At 65.3% G+C, this 15,810-nt stretch carries 15 protein-coding genes and 2 tRNA genes; 6 read left to right on the top strand and 11 right to left on the bottom strand.

Going from position 1 to position 15,810, the window contains the following annotated elements; genetic code table 11:
• Nucleotides 1–23: 23 nt before the first annotated feature.
• From JQN66_RS09410 to JQN66_RS09370, 9 genes are all read right to left on the bottom strand, one after another.
• Nucleotides 24–716, bottom strand: coding sequence for a DNA alkylation repair protein (locus tag JQN66_RS09410; protein WP_188946917.1), 693 nt, complete (start codon nt 714–716; stop codon nt 24–26).
• Between the two features lie 30 nt (nt 717–746).
• Nucleotides 747–1,376: a GyrI-like domain-containing protein gene (locus tag JQN66_RS09405; RefSeq protein WP_204674540.1), complete on the bottom strand. Its 630-nt coding sequence runs from the start codon at nt 1,374–1,376 to the stop codon at nt 747–749.
• Nucleotides 1,358–2,395 (bottom strand): magnesium and cobalt transport protein CorA, encoded by a 1,038-nt coding sequence (locus tag JQN66_RS09400; protein WP_239463972.1) that lies wholly within the window; start codon nt 2,393–2,395, stop codon nt 1,358–1,360. Before JQN66_RS09400 ends, JQN66_RS09405 begins: the two co-directional genes overlap by 19 nt.
• Before the next feature lie 156 nt (nt 2,396–2,551).
• Nucleotides 2,552–2,624, bottom strand: a tRNA-Ala gene (locus tag JQN66_RS09395).
• 121 nt (nt 2,625–2,745) lie between these two features.
• Nucleotides 2,746–3,243 carry an SRPBCC domain-containing protein gene (locus JQN66_RS09390; protein ID WP_204674535.1) on the bottom strand — a complete coding sequence of 166 codons (498 nt, stop codon included), beginning with the start codon at nt 3,241–3,243 and terminating at the stop codon, nt 2,746–2,748.
• A gap of 216 nt (nt 3,244–3,459) precedes the next feature.
• Nucleotides 3,460–3,532 (bottom strand) — tRNA-Ala (locus JQN66_RS09385).
• A gap of 148 nt (nt 3,533–3,680) precedes the next feature.
• Entirely contained in the window at nt 3,681–5,084 is a 1,404-nt protein-coding gene (locus JQN66_RS09380) for an amino acid permease (protein WP_204674533.1), read from the bottom strand.
• Nucleotides 5,081–6,166, bottom strand: coding sequence for a histidinol-phosphate transaminase (gene hisC / locus JQN66_RS09375; protein ID WP_204674531.1), 1,086 nt, complete (start codon nt 6,164–6,166; stop codon nt 5,081–5,083). Before hisC ends, JQN66_RS09380 begins: the two co-directional genes overlap by 4 nt.
• Nucleotides 6,167–6,336: 170 nt before the next feature.
• Entirely contained in the window at nt 6,337–6,837 is a 501-nt protein-coding gene (locus JQN66_RS09370) for an Lrp/AsnC family transcriptional regulator (protein WP_188946923.1), read from the bottom strand.
• A gap of 162 nt (nt 6,838–6,999) precedes the next feature.
• On the opposite strand from JQN66_RS09370, the gene JQN66_RS09365 reads away from it, so the two are divergent.
• From JQN66_RS09365 to JQN66_RS09355, 3 genes are all read left to right on the top strand, one after another.
• Nucleotides 7,000–7,881 (top strand): SDR family NAD(P)-dependent oxidoreductase, encoded by an 882-nt coding sequence (locus tag JQN66_RS09365; RefSeq protein WP_204674529.1) that lies wholly within the window; start codon nt 7,000–7,002, stop codon nt 7,879–7,881.
• Nucleotides 7,882–8,051: 170 nt separating this feature from the next.
• Entirely contained in the window at nt 8,052–8,951 is a 900-nt protein-coding gene (locus JQN66_RS09360) for a VOC family protein (RefSeq protein WP_204674527.1), read from the top strand.
• Between the two features lie 58 nt (nt 8,952–9,009).
• Nucleotides 9,010–9,645, top strand: a complete 636-nt coding sequence (locus JQN66_RS09355) for a pentapeptide repeat-containing protein (protein ID WP_204674525.1) — start codon at nt 9,010–9,012, stop codon at nt 9,643–9,645.
• Here JQN66_RS09355 and JQN66_RS09350 read toward each other — a convergent pair.
• Nucleotides 9,629–10,582, bottom strand: a complete 954-nt coding sequence (locus JQN66_RS09350) for a LysR family transcriptional regulator (RefSeq protein WP_204674523.1) — start codon at nt 10,580–10,582, stop codon at nt 9,629–9,631. The two genes, JQN66_RS09355 and JQN66_RS09350, sit on opposite strands and share 17 nt — an antisense overlap.
• Before the next feature lie 78 nt (nt 10,583–10,660).
• On the opposite strand from JQN66_RS09350, the gene JQN66_RS09345 reads away from it, so the two are divergent.
• Together JQN66_RS09345 and JQN66_RS09340 are read left to right on the top strand one after the other, a co-directional pair.
• On the top strand, nt 10,661–12,388 hold the full coding sequence (locus JQN66_RS09345) for an L-aspartate oxidase (RefSeq protein ID WP_204674521.1): 1,728 nt from the start codon (nt 10,661–10,663) through the stop codon (nt 12,386–12,388).
• 100 nt (nt 12,389–12,488) lie between these two features.
• Nucleotides 12,489–13,139, top strand: a complete 651-nt coding sequence (locus JQN66_RS09340) for an AmiS/UreI family transporter (protein ID WP_204674519.1) — start codon at nt 12,489–12,491, stop codon at nt 13,137–13,139.
• Between the two features lie 15 nt (nt 13,140–13,154).
• Here JQN66_RS09340 and JQN66_RS09335 read toward each other — a convergent pair whose 3' ends face one another.
• A complete protein-coding gene (locus JQN66_RS09335; RefSeq protein ID WP_204674517.1) occupies nt 13,155–14,837 on the bottom strand; it encodes an ABC-F family ATP-binding cassette domain-containing protein in 1,683 nt (560 codons plus the stop codon).
• Nucleotides 14,838–14,907: 70 nt separating this feature from the next.
• Between JQN66_RS09335 and JQN66_RS09330 the strand changes: the two genes are divergently transcribed.
• Nucleotides 14,908–15,810 (top strand): hypothetical protein, encoded by a 903-nt coding sequence (locus JQN66_RS09330; protein ID WP_204674515.1) that lies wholly within the window; start codon nt 14,908–14,910, stop codon nt 15,808–15,810.

Below are 15,810 nucleotides of genomic sequence, written 5' to 3'. Positions count from 1 at the left end.
AATCGCGCGGGGCAGCTTGTCGGCTATTGCTGTGAAGTGGACTTGCGGCTGACCATCTCATTGATCCAGATGGGTGCGAAGGGGGAGGTACATCCCGGAGGTGTTGGATAGTCAGCCAAAACCTGCAAGTCCTCACCGATTTGCAGTGCACGAGACCGCAGCGGCTCATGCTCGATGCCGATCTGAGCCAAGGTATTGTTCATCGCCCACTGCAAGCGGTCGGGCGCGGTCTTCATTTCGGCTTCGACGATGTCCAGCAATTGCGCAAGCTCCAGATTCTCCGGAGCCTTGACGACCTGGTGCGCAGTCAATTCCCAGCCGGCACTGGCAACAACAGGATCGGAGTCGTGCATAAGGAGCTTTCGGAGGTCTTCCAGGTGCTTGCTCTTCTTCACTACGTAGTTCACGAACCAGCCCTGTACCTTTGGAGTCCTGGCTTCGCGGAGCCACCGTTCCAGATCATCAAGGCTGAACATACGTGGCTTGCAGATCAGGATGGCGACCAGACGCGTGGCAGTCTCGCCGGTTGCCCATAGCCGCTGTGCCAATTCCTGATTGCTTTTCAGGGCTTTCGCCAGCCCGCGAAGCTTGGAGAGATTCACTCCGAGGTCGTCGCCGTGCTTTTCATTGACCGCACGCATGCGCGGGTCTTCCAACTCGGCGAGAGCCGTTTGAACCTCGGCCACCGTGCTCTGCGGGGTCAGGACAGTGCTCATGACTTGCTCCTAGATTCTCTCGTGGGATATTTAGTTCGCGGCCGGGACCACCGGCTGGCGCAATATGGTGCGAAGCTTCTCGGGTTGGACTCGACGAGGGTCGGAGAGGTAGATCTCGTGATGCTTCCCGGTCAGATCCAGGCCTTGATCCTTGATGTACTGGTGCATTCGAGCCAAAACTGGCGCTTCGTCATCATACGAGCCGATGTGCAGCACCTGGAGGCAGCGGCCTTCGGACAGGTTTCCAAGGCGGATCTTGTCGCCGGCGGGAAGGTCGGCCGAGTTCTGTGCGGTGCCCAGCGCCTTTGCGACGTCTTCCGGGCCGAGCCAATCGGGGACCATCAGCATCATTGTCCAGTCCCACTGGGATTTGTCGCGCGCTGAGGTGTAGGAATCCATTCTCTCGGCCCACCACAGACCTTCCAATGGCGGCACCACGTAGTCCCGGCCCGCCAGCTTGCTGGAGAACTTCAGCTTGTAGGCCACTGGGTAAAGGGTTTGCAATGCATCTTGGTAAGCCTGGGCTGTGTTCGGGTCACCATGCCCATCGATCATGAGGTACTGCATCTGCGGCACCTCTACGAACTGGAAGGACTTAGGTGCGCGATAGGAATCGGTTTTCTTGAAATCGATTTTGTCCACTAGAACCACTTCCTCCATTTGAAGACACCATAGAGCCCGGCGGCAAACAGGACCATGCCCGCGATCGCCACGGGATACCCGAGCGCCCAATGCAGCTCAGGCATATTGTCGAAGTTCATGCCATAAACTGCGGCAATGAGCGTCGGAGCGAACAAGATGGCCGCCCAACCGGAGATCTTCTTCATGTCCTCGTTCTGGCGTTGGGCCACCAGCGTGGAGTTCACGTTGAGAATCTGGGACAGGGCATCCCTGTACTCCTGTGTTTGGGTATGGGCCCGCGTCAGGTGGTCCGACACGTCCTGGAGGTAGGTCTGCAGTTCACCGGGAACGTTGTATTTCTCGAAGCCGGAAGCCAGCGAGCGAACGACCTCGCTGAGCGATGCAGTCGCATGCTGCATGTCGATGACTTCCTGGCTGAGGCGGTAGATTCGCTCGGTGACAGTGGCATCGCCGCCGAAAACCTGCAGCTCGATCTGTTCCTTGTCGATGCCAAGCCCCTGCAGGGCAGGGACGTACCCGTCGACGATCTCGTCCAGCAGGCGGTAGAGAATCGCTTCGGCCCCCAACTTCAGCAATGCCTGGTTAGCCAGGAGCTGATGGTCCAGAACGGCTTGGCTGCTGCCGATGCCCGAGGCCCAGTCGCGGCCCGGGATTCCGTTAATCCAGCGGTTGTCCTGGCATAGGATTGCCAACGCCCCGGGCCGAAGCAGTACGTGGAACTCCGAAAGCTCAACTTCTTCGGCCTCGTCAAGGTACAGCGCAGATCGGACAACCAGCAATGTCACGTCCCCATAGCGTTCGAGCTTCGGACGCTGTCCGGCGTGGAGCAGGTCGTCAACCAGCACGGGGTGCAGCTTCCAGGCCTCAGCCAGCTGGTGGATGTCCTCGGGAGAAGGCGCCGGGTAGATTGCCAGACCAACCCGGTTTGCATCAGTCCGGGGGAACTCCAGCACCGATGCGATGTTGGCATCCTTGGGGGCTTGAATGACCGCTCCATCCTGGATGAAGCGGAAGATCGCCGGTACGCGGCTTGGCATGTTGTGCTTCGGTGACCGACGAGGGAGACTACCTGCCATGGGACGAGACCCGCTCTCTTGGCTGGTTTCTCTGCGAACCTGCCACACGTCGAATTGTGGAAGCGAATGATACGGAAACAGCCGGGCTCATGAATCATGAACCCGGCCGGGAAGCCGTGGAGCTAAGGGGAATCGAACCCCTGACCTCTTCATTGCGAACGAAGCACTCTACCAACTGAGCTATAGCCCCCTACCGGATAAACACTACTCCGATCGACTTTCAACGCAAAACTGGGCGCGCCCAAATTTGGGAGTGTTGACGTCAACTATCGACCGTGCGAAGACGCCTGAGCCGGTCAGATCGGAACCGCTCAGCCTTCCTGCCCTTGGAAGTATCCCCGTTGGGCGGGGTAGTAGTCATCCCAGACGGGAAGCGGCCCACCCGTGATAGAAGCGAGCAACTGGTCGAGGTAGTATTCCCAGCCCGGTCCGATGTCTCCGACCGCTCCTGGGACGAGTCCACGGTGCACGAAACGCAGTTCAGTAGCTTCATCCGCTGATGCCAAGTCGATAGACAGGTCCCATGATCCGGAATCGTCGACGGTTTGAACCCGCAGATAATTCGGTGCCCTGCATTCGGTGATGACGACGTCGGACCAGGAACTGCCCTCTTCGAAGCCCATCTGCAGCCTGATGGTCTGTCCTTGGGCGCCGGTTCCCTCCCAGCGCCCGATCCACCGTGATGTCTTCTCCGACTCGGTGATTGCCGCCCATGCTTCCTGAAGTTCGAGGGGAAGTATTCGGGTCAGGACGAGGTCGATTCCGTTCGCATTTTTCTCCACGCGTCCGCTGGGTTTCGGTGTGCTCATGCCGGCTCCTTGTCGGTGGTCGCTGCTGCAGGTCTGGTTGGTGCTCGTGGTGCTTGAGGGCACTGCGTCAGGACCGCAATGAGAGTTGTTGAGCCAAGGCTAACGAGTCGAGTTCGAAATGTCTGCAGTGTGGGCGAATCCGCTGTAGGAGTGGGTTTATCGAGCCCGGACAAGAAAAAATCCCAGGATGCCTAGGCATCCTGGGATTGATTTTCGTGGAGGTAAGGGGATTCGAACCCCTGACCTTCTGCATGCCATGCAGACGCGCTACCAACTGCGCCATACCCCCGTGAGGATTGCTACCTGATGAGGCAACTTGATAATCATAGAACACAATTCCGGGAACGCGAAATCGGGCATCGCGCCAAGTGAAAACCACCTTGAAATCGACAATGGCTCCGACCCGCAGTGCGGATCGGAGCCATTGGCCAGGGGGCCTAGGCGACCTCGTCGACGTGCTCTACGTCGATCACTTCAGGTACGTTGCGCAGCGCGATCTTGGAAACGATCCAGATCACTGCGGTCAGTCCCGCGGTCAGCAGCAGCTGGGTGCGGGCTGCCGCATCGGTCATGGAGACACCGATGATGCCTGCCAGGACCACCATGGTCGCGATGGACAGGTACGGGAAACCCCACAGGCGCACCGGCAGGTGATCGCCGTTCCGGTCGGCGCGGCGGCGCAGGATGTACTGCGTGACAGCGATGAATGACCAGATCACGATGATCGTGGAGCCGACCACGTTCAGCAGGATCGGCATGACCTTCTCCGGCCAGATCCAGTTCAGGCCAACGGCCAGAAAGGAGAAGGCAACGGAGCTGATCACGGCCTTGGCGGGAACACCCTTGCCGGTCACGTGGGTTACTGCCACCGGGGCCAGCTTGCGCTTGCCCAGCGAATACAGCATGCGCGAGGAGCCGTAGATGTTGGCGTTCATGGCCGAGAGCAGCGCGATGACCACTACGGCGTTCATGACGACCTCGACACCCGGGACGCTCAGCACGCTGAGCACCGCGGCGAACGGCCCGGTCACGATGGCCGGGTCATTCCACGGCACCACGGCGACGATGACCAGGATGGAGCCCAGGTAGAAGACCAGGATTCGAGCCATCACCGAGCGCACTACCCGCTTGATGTTGTCCGCCGGATTGTTGGATTCGGCGGCGGCGATGGCCACCACTTCGGTGCCGCCGAAGGAGAAGATCACGATCAGCACCGCGGCGGCGATGCCTGCCATGCCGCCCGGGGCGAATCCGCCATGCGCGGCCAGGTTCCCCAGACCCACCGGCTGATCGGTCGGGATGACGTAGGTGAGCACCAGGGCGCCGAGCACCAGGAAGGCGATGATCGCCGCGACCTTGATGACGGCGAACCAGTATTCGAAGCGGCCGTAGTTGCGCACGCCCAGCAGGTTCGCGCCGGACAGGGCGATCACGAAGAGCAGGACCCAGCCCCACTGCGGGACGTTGGGGAACCAGCCGGAGACAATGGCCGCGGCGCCGGTGGCCTCGGCGGCCACCACCACAACCAGCTGGATCCAGTACAGCCACCCCAGGGTGCTTCCGGCCGAACGGCCCATCGCCTTGTGGGCGAAGGTGCTGAAGGCGCCCGATGAAGGGTTGGCTGCGACCATCTCGGCCAGCATGGCCATGATTACGATGATCACGGTGCCGGCCAGCAGGTAGGACACCAGCACGGCCGGGCCGGCGATGGAGATCGCCTGGCCGGAACCGACGAACAAGCCGGCGCCGATCGCGCCGCCCAGGCCCATCATGGAAATCTGGCGGCGGGTCAGCCCCGCGTGCAGCTGCTGCTTGGGCTGGTCCTTCACGGCCGCGCTCACGCGGTGGCCCCTTCGGTGGCGGCCACGGCGGCGGAATCGGCGCCCAGCGCGGCCAGCACGCGGTCCACATCCAGCTCGGAACCGGAGGAGATGCGCAGGCCCTCGCCCGGGAAGGCGCGGGCGACCACGCCGCCGGCCTCAAGTCGGGCTTCGATCTGCGCGGTGTCGGCACCGGCTGCGATCCACACGAAGTTGGCCTCGGAGGCGATGACCGGGCAGCCGGCGGCGGCCAGGCCCGCGTACATGCGCTCGCGCTGGGCGACCACCTCGTTGATCCGCAGCGCCAGCTCGTCGGCGGCGTGCAGCGAGGCCACGGCCGCGCGCTGGGCGAGGTCGGAGACGCCGAACGGGATGGCGACCTTGCGCAGGTTCTCGGCGACCTCCAGCGGGCTGATGGCGTAGCCGATGCGCAGGCCGGCCAGGCCGTAGGCCTTGGAGAAGGTGTGCAGCACGGCGACGTTAGGGTTCTGCTTGAACAGCTGGACCCCGTCGGCGCGGACGGCCGAGCGGTCGAAGTGCACGTAGGCCTCGTCGATCACGATCAGCACCTCGCGCGGCACGGCGGCGATGAAGCGCTCCAGCGCCTCGGCTTCCACCACGGTGCCCGTCGGGTTGTTCGGGTTGCAGATGAAAATCAGGCGGGTCTTCTCGGTGACCGCGGCCAGCATGGCGTCCAGGTCGTGCTTGGCCTCGGCATCCAACGGCACCTCGACCGGGGTGGCCCCGGCGATGCGCACCAGCGACGGGTAGGCCTCGAAGGAGCGCCAGGCGTACATGACCTCATCGCCCTCGGCGGCCACCGCATGGATCAGCTGCGCTGCAACCTCGACGGAGCCGGCACCCAGGGTCAGGTGCGCCGGATCCACGTTGTGCAGGGCGGCCAATTCGGCAGTGACCTGTGGGGCGGCGATGCTCGGGTAGCGGTGGATGCTCTGGAGTCCGTCGCGGATGGCGTCGAGCACCGACGGCAGCGGTTCGTGCGGCGACTCGTTGGACGAGAGCTTGGAGGCTCCAGCGGCGGCGGGCTTTCCCTGCTTGTAAGCGGGAACTGCCTGCAATGAAGGGCGCTGGTGAAGGGTCATGGGTTCCTCTCTGAAGACCATGGGCACAAATGGGGGTGCGGGTGGCCCCGCTCATATCCTCGCGTGTCGCGATTCACAAGCTACGACTCTAGGGCGGCGTCTTCCGCCGTTTCAATCGCCGCGCGCACCGCTATGCAACCTGCATAGCGAAAATTGGTCAACACCCCATTTTACTGGTCAGTCTGCACAGTCGCCGAACCGGCTTTCGCACAGGCTTCTACCAGGGGCAGCGTGCGTCCCTGGAAATGCTCGTGCAGCGCGAAGGACGAGGAGGTGCGCGCGACACCCGGGACGGTGTTGATCCTGTTGAAGATGTCCTGCAGGTCTTCCGGGGTGCGGGCCACGACGCGCAGCTGCAGGTCGGAGGTCCCGGTGACGGTGTACATGTCCACGATTTCCGGGATCGCCTCCTCCAGGGCGGTGGCTACCGGATCGTGTCCGTACTTCTGGATGATCTCCACCGAACAGAAGGCCACCAGCGTGTATCCGAAGCCGGCGGGCTCGATGCGCGGGACGATCCCGCGGATCACCCCGGCCTCGTGCAGCCGGGCCAGCCGGCTGCTGACGGTGCCGCGGGCCACCCCGAGGCGGCGGGCGCACTCCATGACCGGCAGCATGGGGGAGTCGGTGAGCAGCTCGATCAGGTCTGCATCCAATTGGTCGATGCGCATTCGGTCCTCACTTCGTCGTCGGCTGCGTAGGCTGCGGAGCGATCCCGCAGATTCAAGGCTAGCGTGGTGCACCGGCTGCCCGGGGCGCCGGGGCAGCCTCACCCCTATGGGGCATCTCACAAGATATTCTGGCCTTTTCAAACCCACAGGGAAAGGTGCACCATGGCGCGCACGCAGGTTTTGGAATCGGTCCACGGTTTGACGGTGCTGATCACCGGGGCGGCCCAGGGCATGGGGGAGCTGTTCGCCCGCCGGGCCTGCGCCGACAACGCGGCGCGGGTGGTCCTCTGGGACCTCAACGAGTTGCTGCTGGAACAGGCTGCCGGCGCCCTGCGCGCGGCATTCCCGCAGACCGCCATCGAGACCCGGGTGGTGGACCTGGCCGACCCCGCGCAGATCGCCGAGGGCGCAGCGCAGGCGCTGGCGGCTGGCGGCATCGACATCCTGGTCAACAACGCCGGGGTGGTGACCGGCAAGCCCTTCGCCCAGCACAGCACCGGGCAGATCCACTCCGCCATGGCGGTCAATGCGCTGGCGCCGATGTACCTGACCCATGCGCTGCTGCCGCAGCTGGGAGTGCGGCGGCCGGGCCGCATCCTGACCATTGCCTCGGCAGCGGCGCTGGTATCGAACCCGAACATGAGTGTGTACGCGGCGTCCAAGGCCGCTGTCGCCAGCTTCAGCGACTCGCTGCGCCTCGAGCTCGAGCGGGAGCCGGGAAGGAACCTGGCGGTGACCACCTTCTGCCCGACCTACGTGGATACCGGAATGTTCGCCGGGGCCCGGCGTATGCTCTTCACCCCGATGCTACAGAAGCAGCAGGTGGCGGACCGCGCGTGGGATGCGATGCTGCGTGCCACCCCCATGGTGCTGCTGCCGTGGACCAGCAAGCTGGGGCAGGCGCTGCGCGGGGTGCTGCCGCGGGCGGCCTGGGATTTGCTGGCCGAAAAGGTGCTGGGCATCTACCACTCCATGGACGAATTTTCCGGACGGGCGCCGGCGGCTGGGCGTCCGGCGCAAACCCCGGGCAACAGCGCGGTGTAGGGCTGGCAAACCCGAACTGGGAATCGGTCTCGAAGTATTCCGCGCGCGCTGCGCAGCAGGTAGCATCAGGTGCGCGGACGGCATCCGCCGCGGCCGCGCGACCTGGCCATACCCGGGCATGCCGGTGGGCAGATCGGCATCGCAAGAGCGCACATTCGTGAGGACCAGTCATGCAGAAGCTCAGAGTCAATTTGTGGATGAACGGCACCGGCGAGGAAGCCGGAAACTTCTATGCCGATGCCCTGCCCGGGAGCTCCATGGAGGTGGAATCGCGCTACCCCACCGAGGGCCTGCTGGACTTCCAGCAGCCGCTGGCAGGCCAAGCCCTGACGGTTGCGGTGTACGTGCGCGGCCAGCGGATCACCCTGGTCAATGCCGGCCCCGATTTCACCCCCAACCCCTCGATCTCGCTGATGCTGAATTTCGACCCGGCGGACTACGAGGGCAGCGTCGACGGGGCCCGGGCCGATCTGGACGCCACTTGGGCCAAGCTGTCGGCCGGCGGGCAGGTGCTGATGGAGCTGGGCGAATACCCCTACAGCCCCCGCTACGGCTGGGTGCAGGACAAGTACAACGTGTCCTGGCAGCTGATCCTGAGCGGCCCGGAGGGTGATCCGCGTCCCTTCGTGATGCCCAGCCTGCTCTTCGGCGGAGCGGCCCAGAACCGCGCGGCGGAAGCGGTGGCCCACTACAAGGAAGTGTTCGGCGCCCGCGAGGGCATGTTCGTCACCTATCCCGAGCCCACCGCGCCGGCGGCCGCCGGATCGGTGATGTTCTCCGACTTCGCGTTGGACGACGACTGGGTGACCGCCATGGACTCCGGTGTCGAGCAGGACTTCTCCTTCACTCCCGGCGTCTCGCTGGAGTGGCCCTGCGACGGGCAGGAGGAGCTGGACCGGGTGTGGGATGCCATGAGCGCGGTGCCCGAAGCGGAGCAGTGCGGCTGGCTCGCGGACAAGTTCGGGGTCAGCTGGCAAATTGTTCCCGCCAACCTGGGTGAGCTCATGTCCAGGCCAAATGCCTTTGAGCACATGATGGGCATGAAGAAGCTGGTGATCGACGAGTTCTAGGGGATCGGGCGCGTACAGTGGGGTGGCAGTACCATTCACGCCGCACGTCAGGAGCACCATGCCAGCCCCCAAGATCCGTCCGTTCATCCTGCCCGAGCTGGCCGAGGGCTACGCGGGGGATCTGGACGCCGGAGGCTACCTCGACCAGCTGCGCTTTGCCGGGCTGGACGGGGAGATTGCGGCCGACGACGTGCGGTTCGAGCAGTGCGAATTCTCCGGACTGAACGCCGACCGCTTCTCGCTGTGCAATGCCCGGGTGTTGCAGAGCGAGCTGAACCAGGTCTCCGCTCCGGTGCTGGCCGCCGCCGGCGTGCGCCTGGACGAGGTGCGCATCTCGCACAGCCGCTTTGGCTCGGCCGACCTGGCCGAGTCCAGCGTCGACTCGCTGCTGGTGGAGAACTGCAAGTTTGGCTGGCTGAACCTGCGCGGCGCCACGCTGCGCGATGTGGAGTTCCGCGATTGCCAGTTCGACGAACTGGATTTGGGCACCCTGCAACGGGTGCGCTTCACCAGATCGCGGACCAAGGTGCTGGCGGCCCATCAGGCGAAGCTGAGTTCGGTGGACCTGACTGGCCTTGAATTCGATATGGTCGACGGGGTGACCGGGCTGCGCGGCGCGCAGGTCACGCAGCTGCAGCTCATGTCGCTAGCGCCGCAGCTGGCCGACCATCTGGGTATCAAGATCGCAGGCTGATCTGCGGGTGGCGCTGGGCCAACTGGCCCGCGGTCTGCAACAGCAGCTCGCGCATCGCGATGGCCGCCGCCCCGGGAGGGGTGTCGCGGCGATGCGCCAGCCCGATGGTGCGTTCAAGGTTCGGCTGGGCAAGATCCGTGTCCTTGCGTGCAGAGCTGCGCAGCGCCCTGCCGTGCAGCTGGCTCCGTCCGACCAAGGCCGTGGCCGGCACGATGGCCACGCCCAGTCCGAGCTGGACGAAGCGCAGCACTGCGTCCATTTCACCGCCGTCAATGACCACGTTGGGGCTCAGCCCCAACGTACGGTAGGCGCTCTGCGTCGCCGCCCGCAAGTCGTAGCTGGGGGAGAAGGCGATCTGCGGCACCATTGCCAGGTCCCGCAATTCCACCGGACCCTGGCCCAATCGAGGATGCTGCATCGAATCGGCCACCACCAGCTGCTCCACCAGCACTTCGGTGTGCGCCAAGCTTGGCTCGGTCACCGCGTGCTCGCTGGTGACGATCAGCGCCAAGTCGAGCTGGCCGCCGGTGAGCTGCTCCAGCAGCGTCCGGGAACCTGCCTCGGAGATCTGCAACTCGATGCCGGGATACGTCGCGCGATAGGTTTCCAGCACCTCGGCCACCAGCGACACGCATAGCGTCGGCGGCGCGCCCAAGCGCACCCGGCCGCGGCGCAATCCGGCTAGTTCGGCCATCTCCACGCGAATCGACTCCGCATCTGCCAGCATCCGGGTAGCCAGCGGAAGCAGAGCGCGCCCCGCGGCGGTCAGCGTGAGGTTGCCGCGCGTGCGGTTGACCAGCGTGGTGCCCAGATCGTGCTCCAGCGTGGAGATCTGCCGGCTCAGCGACGGCTGGGAGAGGTGCAGGGCCTCGGCCGCGCGTGTGAAGTGCCCCACGCGGGCAATGGTGGCGAACCCACGAAGTTGCTCTAGATTCATGATGCATAGCCTACCGCTATGGAAATGATGAGGATAATTCATTGGACGTATCGTGGAGCCGGGCAGATGCTGGAAAACATGAAACCAGAACAACAGATATCCACGTCAGTCCTCGTCATCGGCACCGGAGGATCCGGCCTGCGCGCCGCGATCGAATTGGCCGAGCAGGGCGTCGACGTGTTGGCGGTGGGCAAGCGCTCGCGCCACGACGCGCACACCTCCCTGGCCGCCGGCGGCATCAATGCGGCGCTGGGCACCATGGACGAGGAAGACAGCTGGCAGCAGCACGCGGCCGACACCATCAAGGAAAGCTACTTCCTGGCCGACCCGCGCACCGTGCAGGTGGTCGCCCAGGGCGCCGCCCGCGGCATCGAAGACCTTGAACGCTATGGGATGAACTTCGCCCGCGAGGTGGACGGCCGCATCTCGCAGCGCTTCTTCGGCGCCCACACCTTCCGCCGTACCGCCTTCGCCGGGGACTACACCGGCCTGGAGATCCAGCGCACGCTGATCAAGCGGGCCGAGCAGCTGCAGGTGCCGATCCTCGACACCGTGTACATCACCGAGCTGCTCACCGCCGAAGGGCAGATCTTCGGCGCCTACGGCTTCGACGTCAACCACGGCACCGGCTACCTCATCCACGCCGACGCGGTGATCCTGGCCGCCGGCGGGCACAACCGCATCTGGCGCCGCAGCAGCTCGCGCCGCGACGAGAACACCGGCGACTCGTTCCGCCTGGCCGTCCAGGCCGGCGCCCGGCTGCGCGACCCCGAGCTGGTGCAGTTCCACCCCTCGGGCATCATCGAACCGGAAAGCGACGCCGGAACCCTGGTCTCCGAGGCCGCGCGCGGCGAAGGCGGAATCCTGACCAATGCGCTGGGCGAACGCTTCATGGCCCGCTACGACGCCAAGCGCATGGAGCTGTCCACCCGCGACCGGGTCGCGCTGGCCGCCTACACCGAGATCCGCGAGGGACGCGGCACCGAGAACGGCGGGGTGTGGCTGGACGTCTCGCACCTTGACCGCGAGGTCATCATGAAGCGCCTGCCGCGGGTCTACCAGGCCATGATGGAACTGCAGATGCTGGACATCACCCAGCAGAAGATGGAGATCGCACCGACCGCGCACTACTCCATGGGCGGGGTCTGGGTGGACCCGCTGACCCATGCCACCGAAGTTCCCGGGCTCTACGCCATCGGCGAGGCCTCCTCCGGGCTGCACGGGGCCAACCGGCTGGGCGGCAACTCGCTGATCGAGCTGCTGGTCTTCGGGCGCATCGTGGGACAGCACGCGGCGCAGTACTCCGCGTCGCTGGCCTCCCAGCCGCGCTCGGCGCAGGCCATCGCCGCCGCCCGCGCCCACATCGCCGAGCTGCTCGGATCCCGCGGACAGGAAAACGTGCGCAACTTGCAGCGCGCCATCCGCGACCTGATGACCGAGCACGCCGGGGTGGTGCGCGACGAGGCCGGGCTGCTGGAAGGCCTGGCGAAGCTTCAGGCCATCGAGCAGCGCATGGCCAACGTGGGAATCCACCCGGACATCGCCGGGTACCAGGACCTGGCCCACGCCTTCGACCTGCAGTCCTCGGCGCTGGCCGCCCGCGCCACGCTGGAAGCGGCGCTGGAACGCCGCGAAACCCGAGGCTGCCACAACCGCAGCGACTACCCGGCCATGGACCCGGCGCTGCAGGTGAACCTGGTTTGGTCGCCGAGCACCGGGATCACCCGCGAACCGATTCCCGAAGTTCCGGCGCAGATCGCGGAACTGATCACCGAGGTGTCCCAGGAAGGCAAACTCGTGGAGTAACGATTCGGCGCGGACTTGCCACCCGGGCATCGGTATCTGAAACTGTGGTTAGCGGCAGGACGCGGGTCCCGATGCCCGGATCCGCATCCGGGTGCGCCGCGTGCGAGTGGAGGAACCCATGGTCCATGTCGGGCTGGTTTTTGTAGGCCTCATCCTGTTTGTCAACGGGCTGGTTTCACTGGGCCGGATTCCGGCGCGGTCGGCCGCTGTGCTGAACCTGCTGGTCGGCGGGGTGCAGATCCTGCTGCCCACGCTGATCATGGTGCAGGCCGAGGGCGATCACGTGCTGATCAACGATACGTGGCCCAGCTACTTGTTCGGCATGACCTACCTGCTGGTAGGGCTGAATACGCTCTTGGGCTTCGATGCAACAGCCTTCGGCTGGTTCGGCAGCTTCGTGGCGGGCATTGCCGTCTACAAGGCGCTCATGTCCCTGGACTTCGACCCGGTTTTCGCGGTCATTTGGCTTGCCTGGGCGATCATGTGGCTGTGCCTGTTCCTGCAGCACGCGCTGGGCGTGAGCAGGCTGGGGCGCATCGACCTGCAACGTTTCGCCGGATGGCTGCTGGTCAGCGCCGGCATCCCGTCGAGTACGGTGCCGGCGCTGTTCGCGCAAAACGGGTTGTGGAGCACCAGCGGCGCCGCGGCCCTCGGTGCACTTCTCGCCCTGGCCGCGGCCCTGTGCTTCAGCGCGTGGCAGGGGAGCAGGATGCCCAAGCCCGCCGCCAGCACCAGGCACCTCGCCGCGTAGGGTCAGCCGTAGGACCTAGCGTTCGCGCTGCACCCGGGTCTCGTCCCACACCGGGGTGTCGGATTCGTAGACCTTGCCGTCCGAGCCGAAGACCAGGAAGCGGTCGAAGCCGCGGGCGAACCAGCGGTCGTGGGTGACGGCCAGCACCGTGCCCTCGAACGCGTCGATGGCGCGCTCCAGCGCCTCGCCCGAATGCAGGTCGAGGTTGTCGGTGGGCTCGTCGAGCAGCAGCAGGGTGGCGCCGGAGAGCTGCAGCAGCAGGATCTGGAAGCGCGCCTGCTGGCCGCCGGAGAGCGAATCGAATTTCTGCTCGGACTGGCCAGCCAGCCCGTAGCTGTCCAGCGCGCCGGCGGCCGCCTCGCGCGGCAGGCCAGAGCGGTGTTCGTCGCCGCGGTGCAGGATCTCCAGCAGGGTGCGCCCGAACAGATCCGGGCGCGAGTGCGTCTGGGCGAAGTAGCCCGGGCGGATGCGGGCGCCGAGCTTCACGGTGCCGGCGTGCTGAACCGGTTCGATGACCACGTCGGACACCGGCAAGTGCTCGCGCTCCGGGTCCGTGCCGCCGGAGGCCAGCAGGCGCAGGAAGTGCGACTTGCCCGAACCGTTGGAGCCGAGCACACCCACGCGGTCCCCGAACCAGATCTCCGCGTCGAAGGGCTTCATCAGGTTGGTCAGCTCAAGCTTTTCCGCGACCACGGCACGCTTGGCGGTGCGCCCGCCCTTCAGGCGCATGTTCACGTTCTGCTCCAGCGGGATGGCCTGCGGAGGGCCGGCCTCCAGGAACTTCTCCAGCCGGGTGGTCGCGGCCTGGTAGCGGTTGGCCATGTCGGAGCGGAACGCTGCCTTGGTCTTGTACATGTTCACCAGCTCCTTGAGCTTGGCGTGCTCCTCGTCCCAGCGCTTGCGCAGCTCCTCGAAGCGTTCGTTGCGCTCCTTGCGGGCCTCCACATAGGAGCCGAAGGCGCCGCCGTGCACCCAGGCGGTGGCCCCGCCGTGGCCCGGCTCCAGGGTCACGATGCGGGTGGCGGCGTTGTTCAGCAGCTCGCGGTCGTGGCTGATGAACAGCACGGTCTTGTTGGAGCGAGACATGGTGTCCTCGAGCCAGCGCTTGCCCGGCACGTCCAGGTAGTTGTCCGGCTCGTCGAGCAGCAGCAGTTCGTCATTGCCTTCGAAGAGCGCTTCGAGGACCAGGCGCTTCTGCTCGCCGCCGGACAGCGTGCGGGCCAACCGGTCGCCGGCCTTGTCGAAGCCGACGCCCAGGGCGGCCATGCAGACCTTGTCCCAGGTGGTTTCCAGTTCGTAGCCGCCGGCGTCGCCCCATTCGATGATCGCCTCGGCGTAGCGCATGTGGACTTTCTCGTCCTCGCTGGTGAGCATCTTGGCCTCGTATTCGGCGACCTTTGCGGCGGCCTGGGCCAGAGCCGGGGCGGCGGTGGACAGCAGCAGGTCCTTCACCGTGGACTCGTCGCGCACCTGCCCGACGAACTGGCGCATGATGCCCAGGGTGCCGGTGCGGTTGATGGAGCCTTCGTCGGCTTTCAGGTCGCCGGCGATGATCTTGAACAGGGTTGTCTTGCCGGTGCCGTTGGGACCGATCAGCGCCGTCTTGGAACCGGCGGTGACCTTGAAGGTCACCCCGCCCAGCAGCTGGGTGCCGTCGGAAAGGAAATACTGGATGTCTGTCACGTCAATATGAGCCACCCGGCAATCTTATCGGGCTTTGACCGGTTCGTTCCCGTTGCCGTTCAACCAGCTCGGTTAGCGTGGTGCCATGCAGATCGAGTTGGAAATCTATGGGGCGCTTCATGCCTGCTGCCACCCGGGGTTCGAGGTGGGTCAGCAGGTGCAGTGGGAGATTGCCAGGCTCCGCCATCCGGATGGCACCGTGGTCTACGAACTGAATGACCATGACACGCTCAGCGAATCAGGGGTGCCGGTCGCGGCGGTTCACGGCACGGTGAAGGAGATCCACTACATCGACCGCCGCTACGAGCCGGCCATCGGCGATCCGGTCCAGCTGCTGCCGACCGGGGAGCCTGCCCGGATCACCTCGACCACCAGCGTTCCGGCGGGCACTGACTTCGACCACGACCTGATCCATGTCACCCTGAAGCTGCAGGACCCCGGGCAGCTGCCGGACATCTGCGACTGGGATCCGCAATTGGAATGCCCGGCGGAGCCGGGAGTGCGCGAATTCGCCGCCCTGGCGCAGTTCGAATCCAGTCCTGCAGCCGACCAATTGCGTGAACTCGCTGCCGATGTGGCGCAGCGTTACGGCCACGTGGCGGAGGTGCGGATCGACGCTGCAGGTTGGGGATCGCTCCTGCCCAGGGCCCGGGGAGCAGCCGCGGTGCACTGGCGGCTTGATTTCACCGACATCCCGGCACAGCTGCTGTTGCGGATTGCCGGCGTCGAATGGACCTTCCTGCTGGACGAGCCGTCGATCATGCAGCTGGGACAGATCGTGGAGGCGGTCGCCGCCGGGTGCCTTCGCGACGAGCAACGGGCAACGGGTGCCAGCCTGCTCCTTGAGATGAGCATCGACCTGGCCGACGGCACCACGCTGACCCAACGGGACGCAATTCAGGGTGCTGCCGCGCGGGATTCATTCTCGGTCGTCGGTCCGGTGGGCGAGCGGTTGGCTCGAAGCGGCACATTCACGCCCTGGGTTTAG

Origin of the sequence: Glutamicibacter protophormiae (genome assembly GCF_016894325.1) — a bacterium.
GTDB classification, from domain to species: Bacteria; Actinomycetota; Actinomycetes; order Actinomycetales; family Micrococcaceae; genus Glutamicibacter; species Glutamicibacter protophormiae.
This window is presented reverse-complemented; position numbering and strand designations above follow the sequence as displayed.

Excerpts from the sequence above, each read along its gene's own strand:
- JQN66_RS09365 (WP_204674529.1), top strand. The coding sequence starts at position 7,000 with ATGGCGCGCACGCAGGTTTTGGAATCGGTCCACGGTTTGACGGTGCTG.
- JQN66_RS09400 (WP_239463972.1), bottom strand. The coding sequence starts at position 2,395 with ATGCCAAGCCGCGTACCGGCGATCTTCCGCTTCATCCAGGATGGAGCG.
- JQN66_RS09405 (WP_204674540.1), bottom strand. The coding sequence starts at position 1,376 with ATGGAGGAAGTGGTTCTAGTGGACAAAATCGATTTCAAGAAAACCGAT.
- JQN66_RS09390 (WP_204674535.1), bottom strand. The coding sequence starts at position 3,243 with ATGAGCACACCGAAACCCAGCGGACGCGTGGAGAAAAATGCGAACGGA.
- JQN66_RS09345 (WP_204674521.1), top strand. The coding sequence starts at position 10,661 with ATGAAACCAGAACAACAGATATCCACGTCAGTCCTCGTCATCGGCACC.
- JQN66_RS09330 (WP_204674515.1), top strand. The coding sequence starts at position 14,908 with ATGCAGATCGAGTTGGAAATCTATGGGGCGCTTCATGCCTGCTGCCAC.
- hisC (WP_204674531.1), bottom strand. The coding sequence starts at position 6,166 with ATGACCCTTCACCAGCGCCCTTCATTGCAGGCAGTTCCCGCTTACAAG.
- JQN66_RS09370 (WP_188946923.1), bottom strand. The coding sequence starts at position 6,837 with ATGCGCATCGACCAATTGGATGCAGACCTGATCGAGCTGCTCACCGAC.
- JQN66_RS09360 (WP_204674527.1), top strand. The coding sequence starts at position 8,052 with ATGCAGAAGCTCAGAGTCAATTTGTGGATGAACGGCACCGGCGAGGAA.
- JQN66_RS09350 (WP_204674523.1), bottom strand. The coding sequence starts at position 10,582 with ATGAATCTAGAGCAACTTCGTGGGTTCGCCACCATTGCCCGCGTGGGG.
- JQN66_RS09355 (WP_204674525.1), top strand. The coding sequence starts at position 9,010 with ATGCCAGCCCCCAAGATCCGTCCGTTCATCCTGCCCGAGCTGGCCGAG.
- JQN66_RS09410 (WP_188946917.1), bottom strand. The coding sequence starts at position 716 with ATGAGCACTGTCCTGACCCCGCAGAGCACGGTGGCCGAGGTTCAAACG.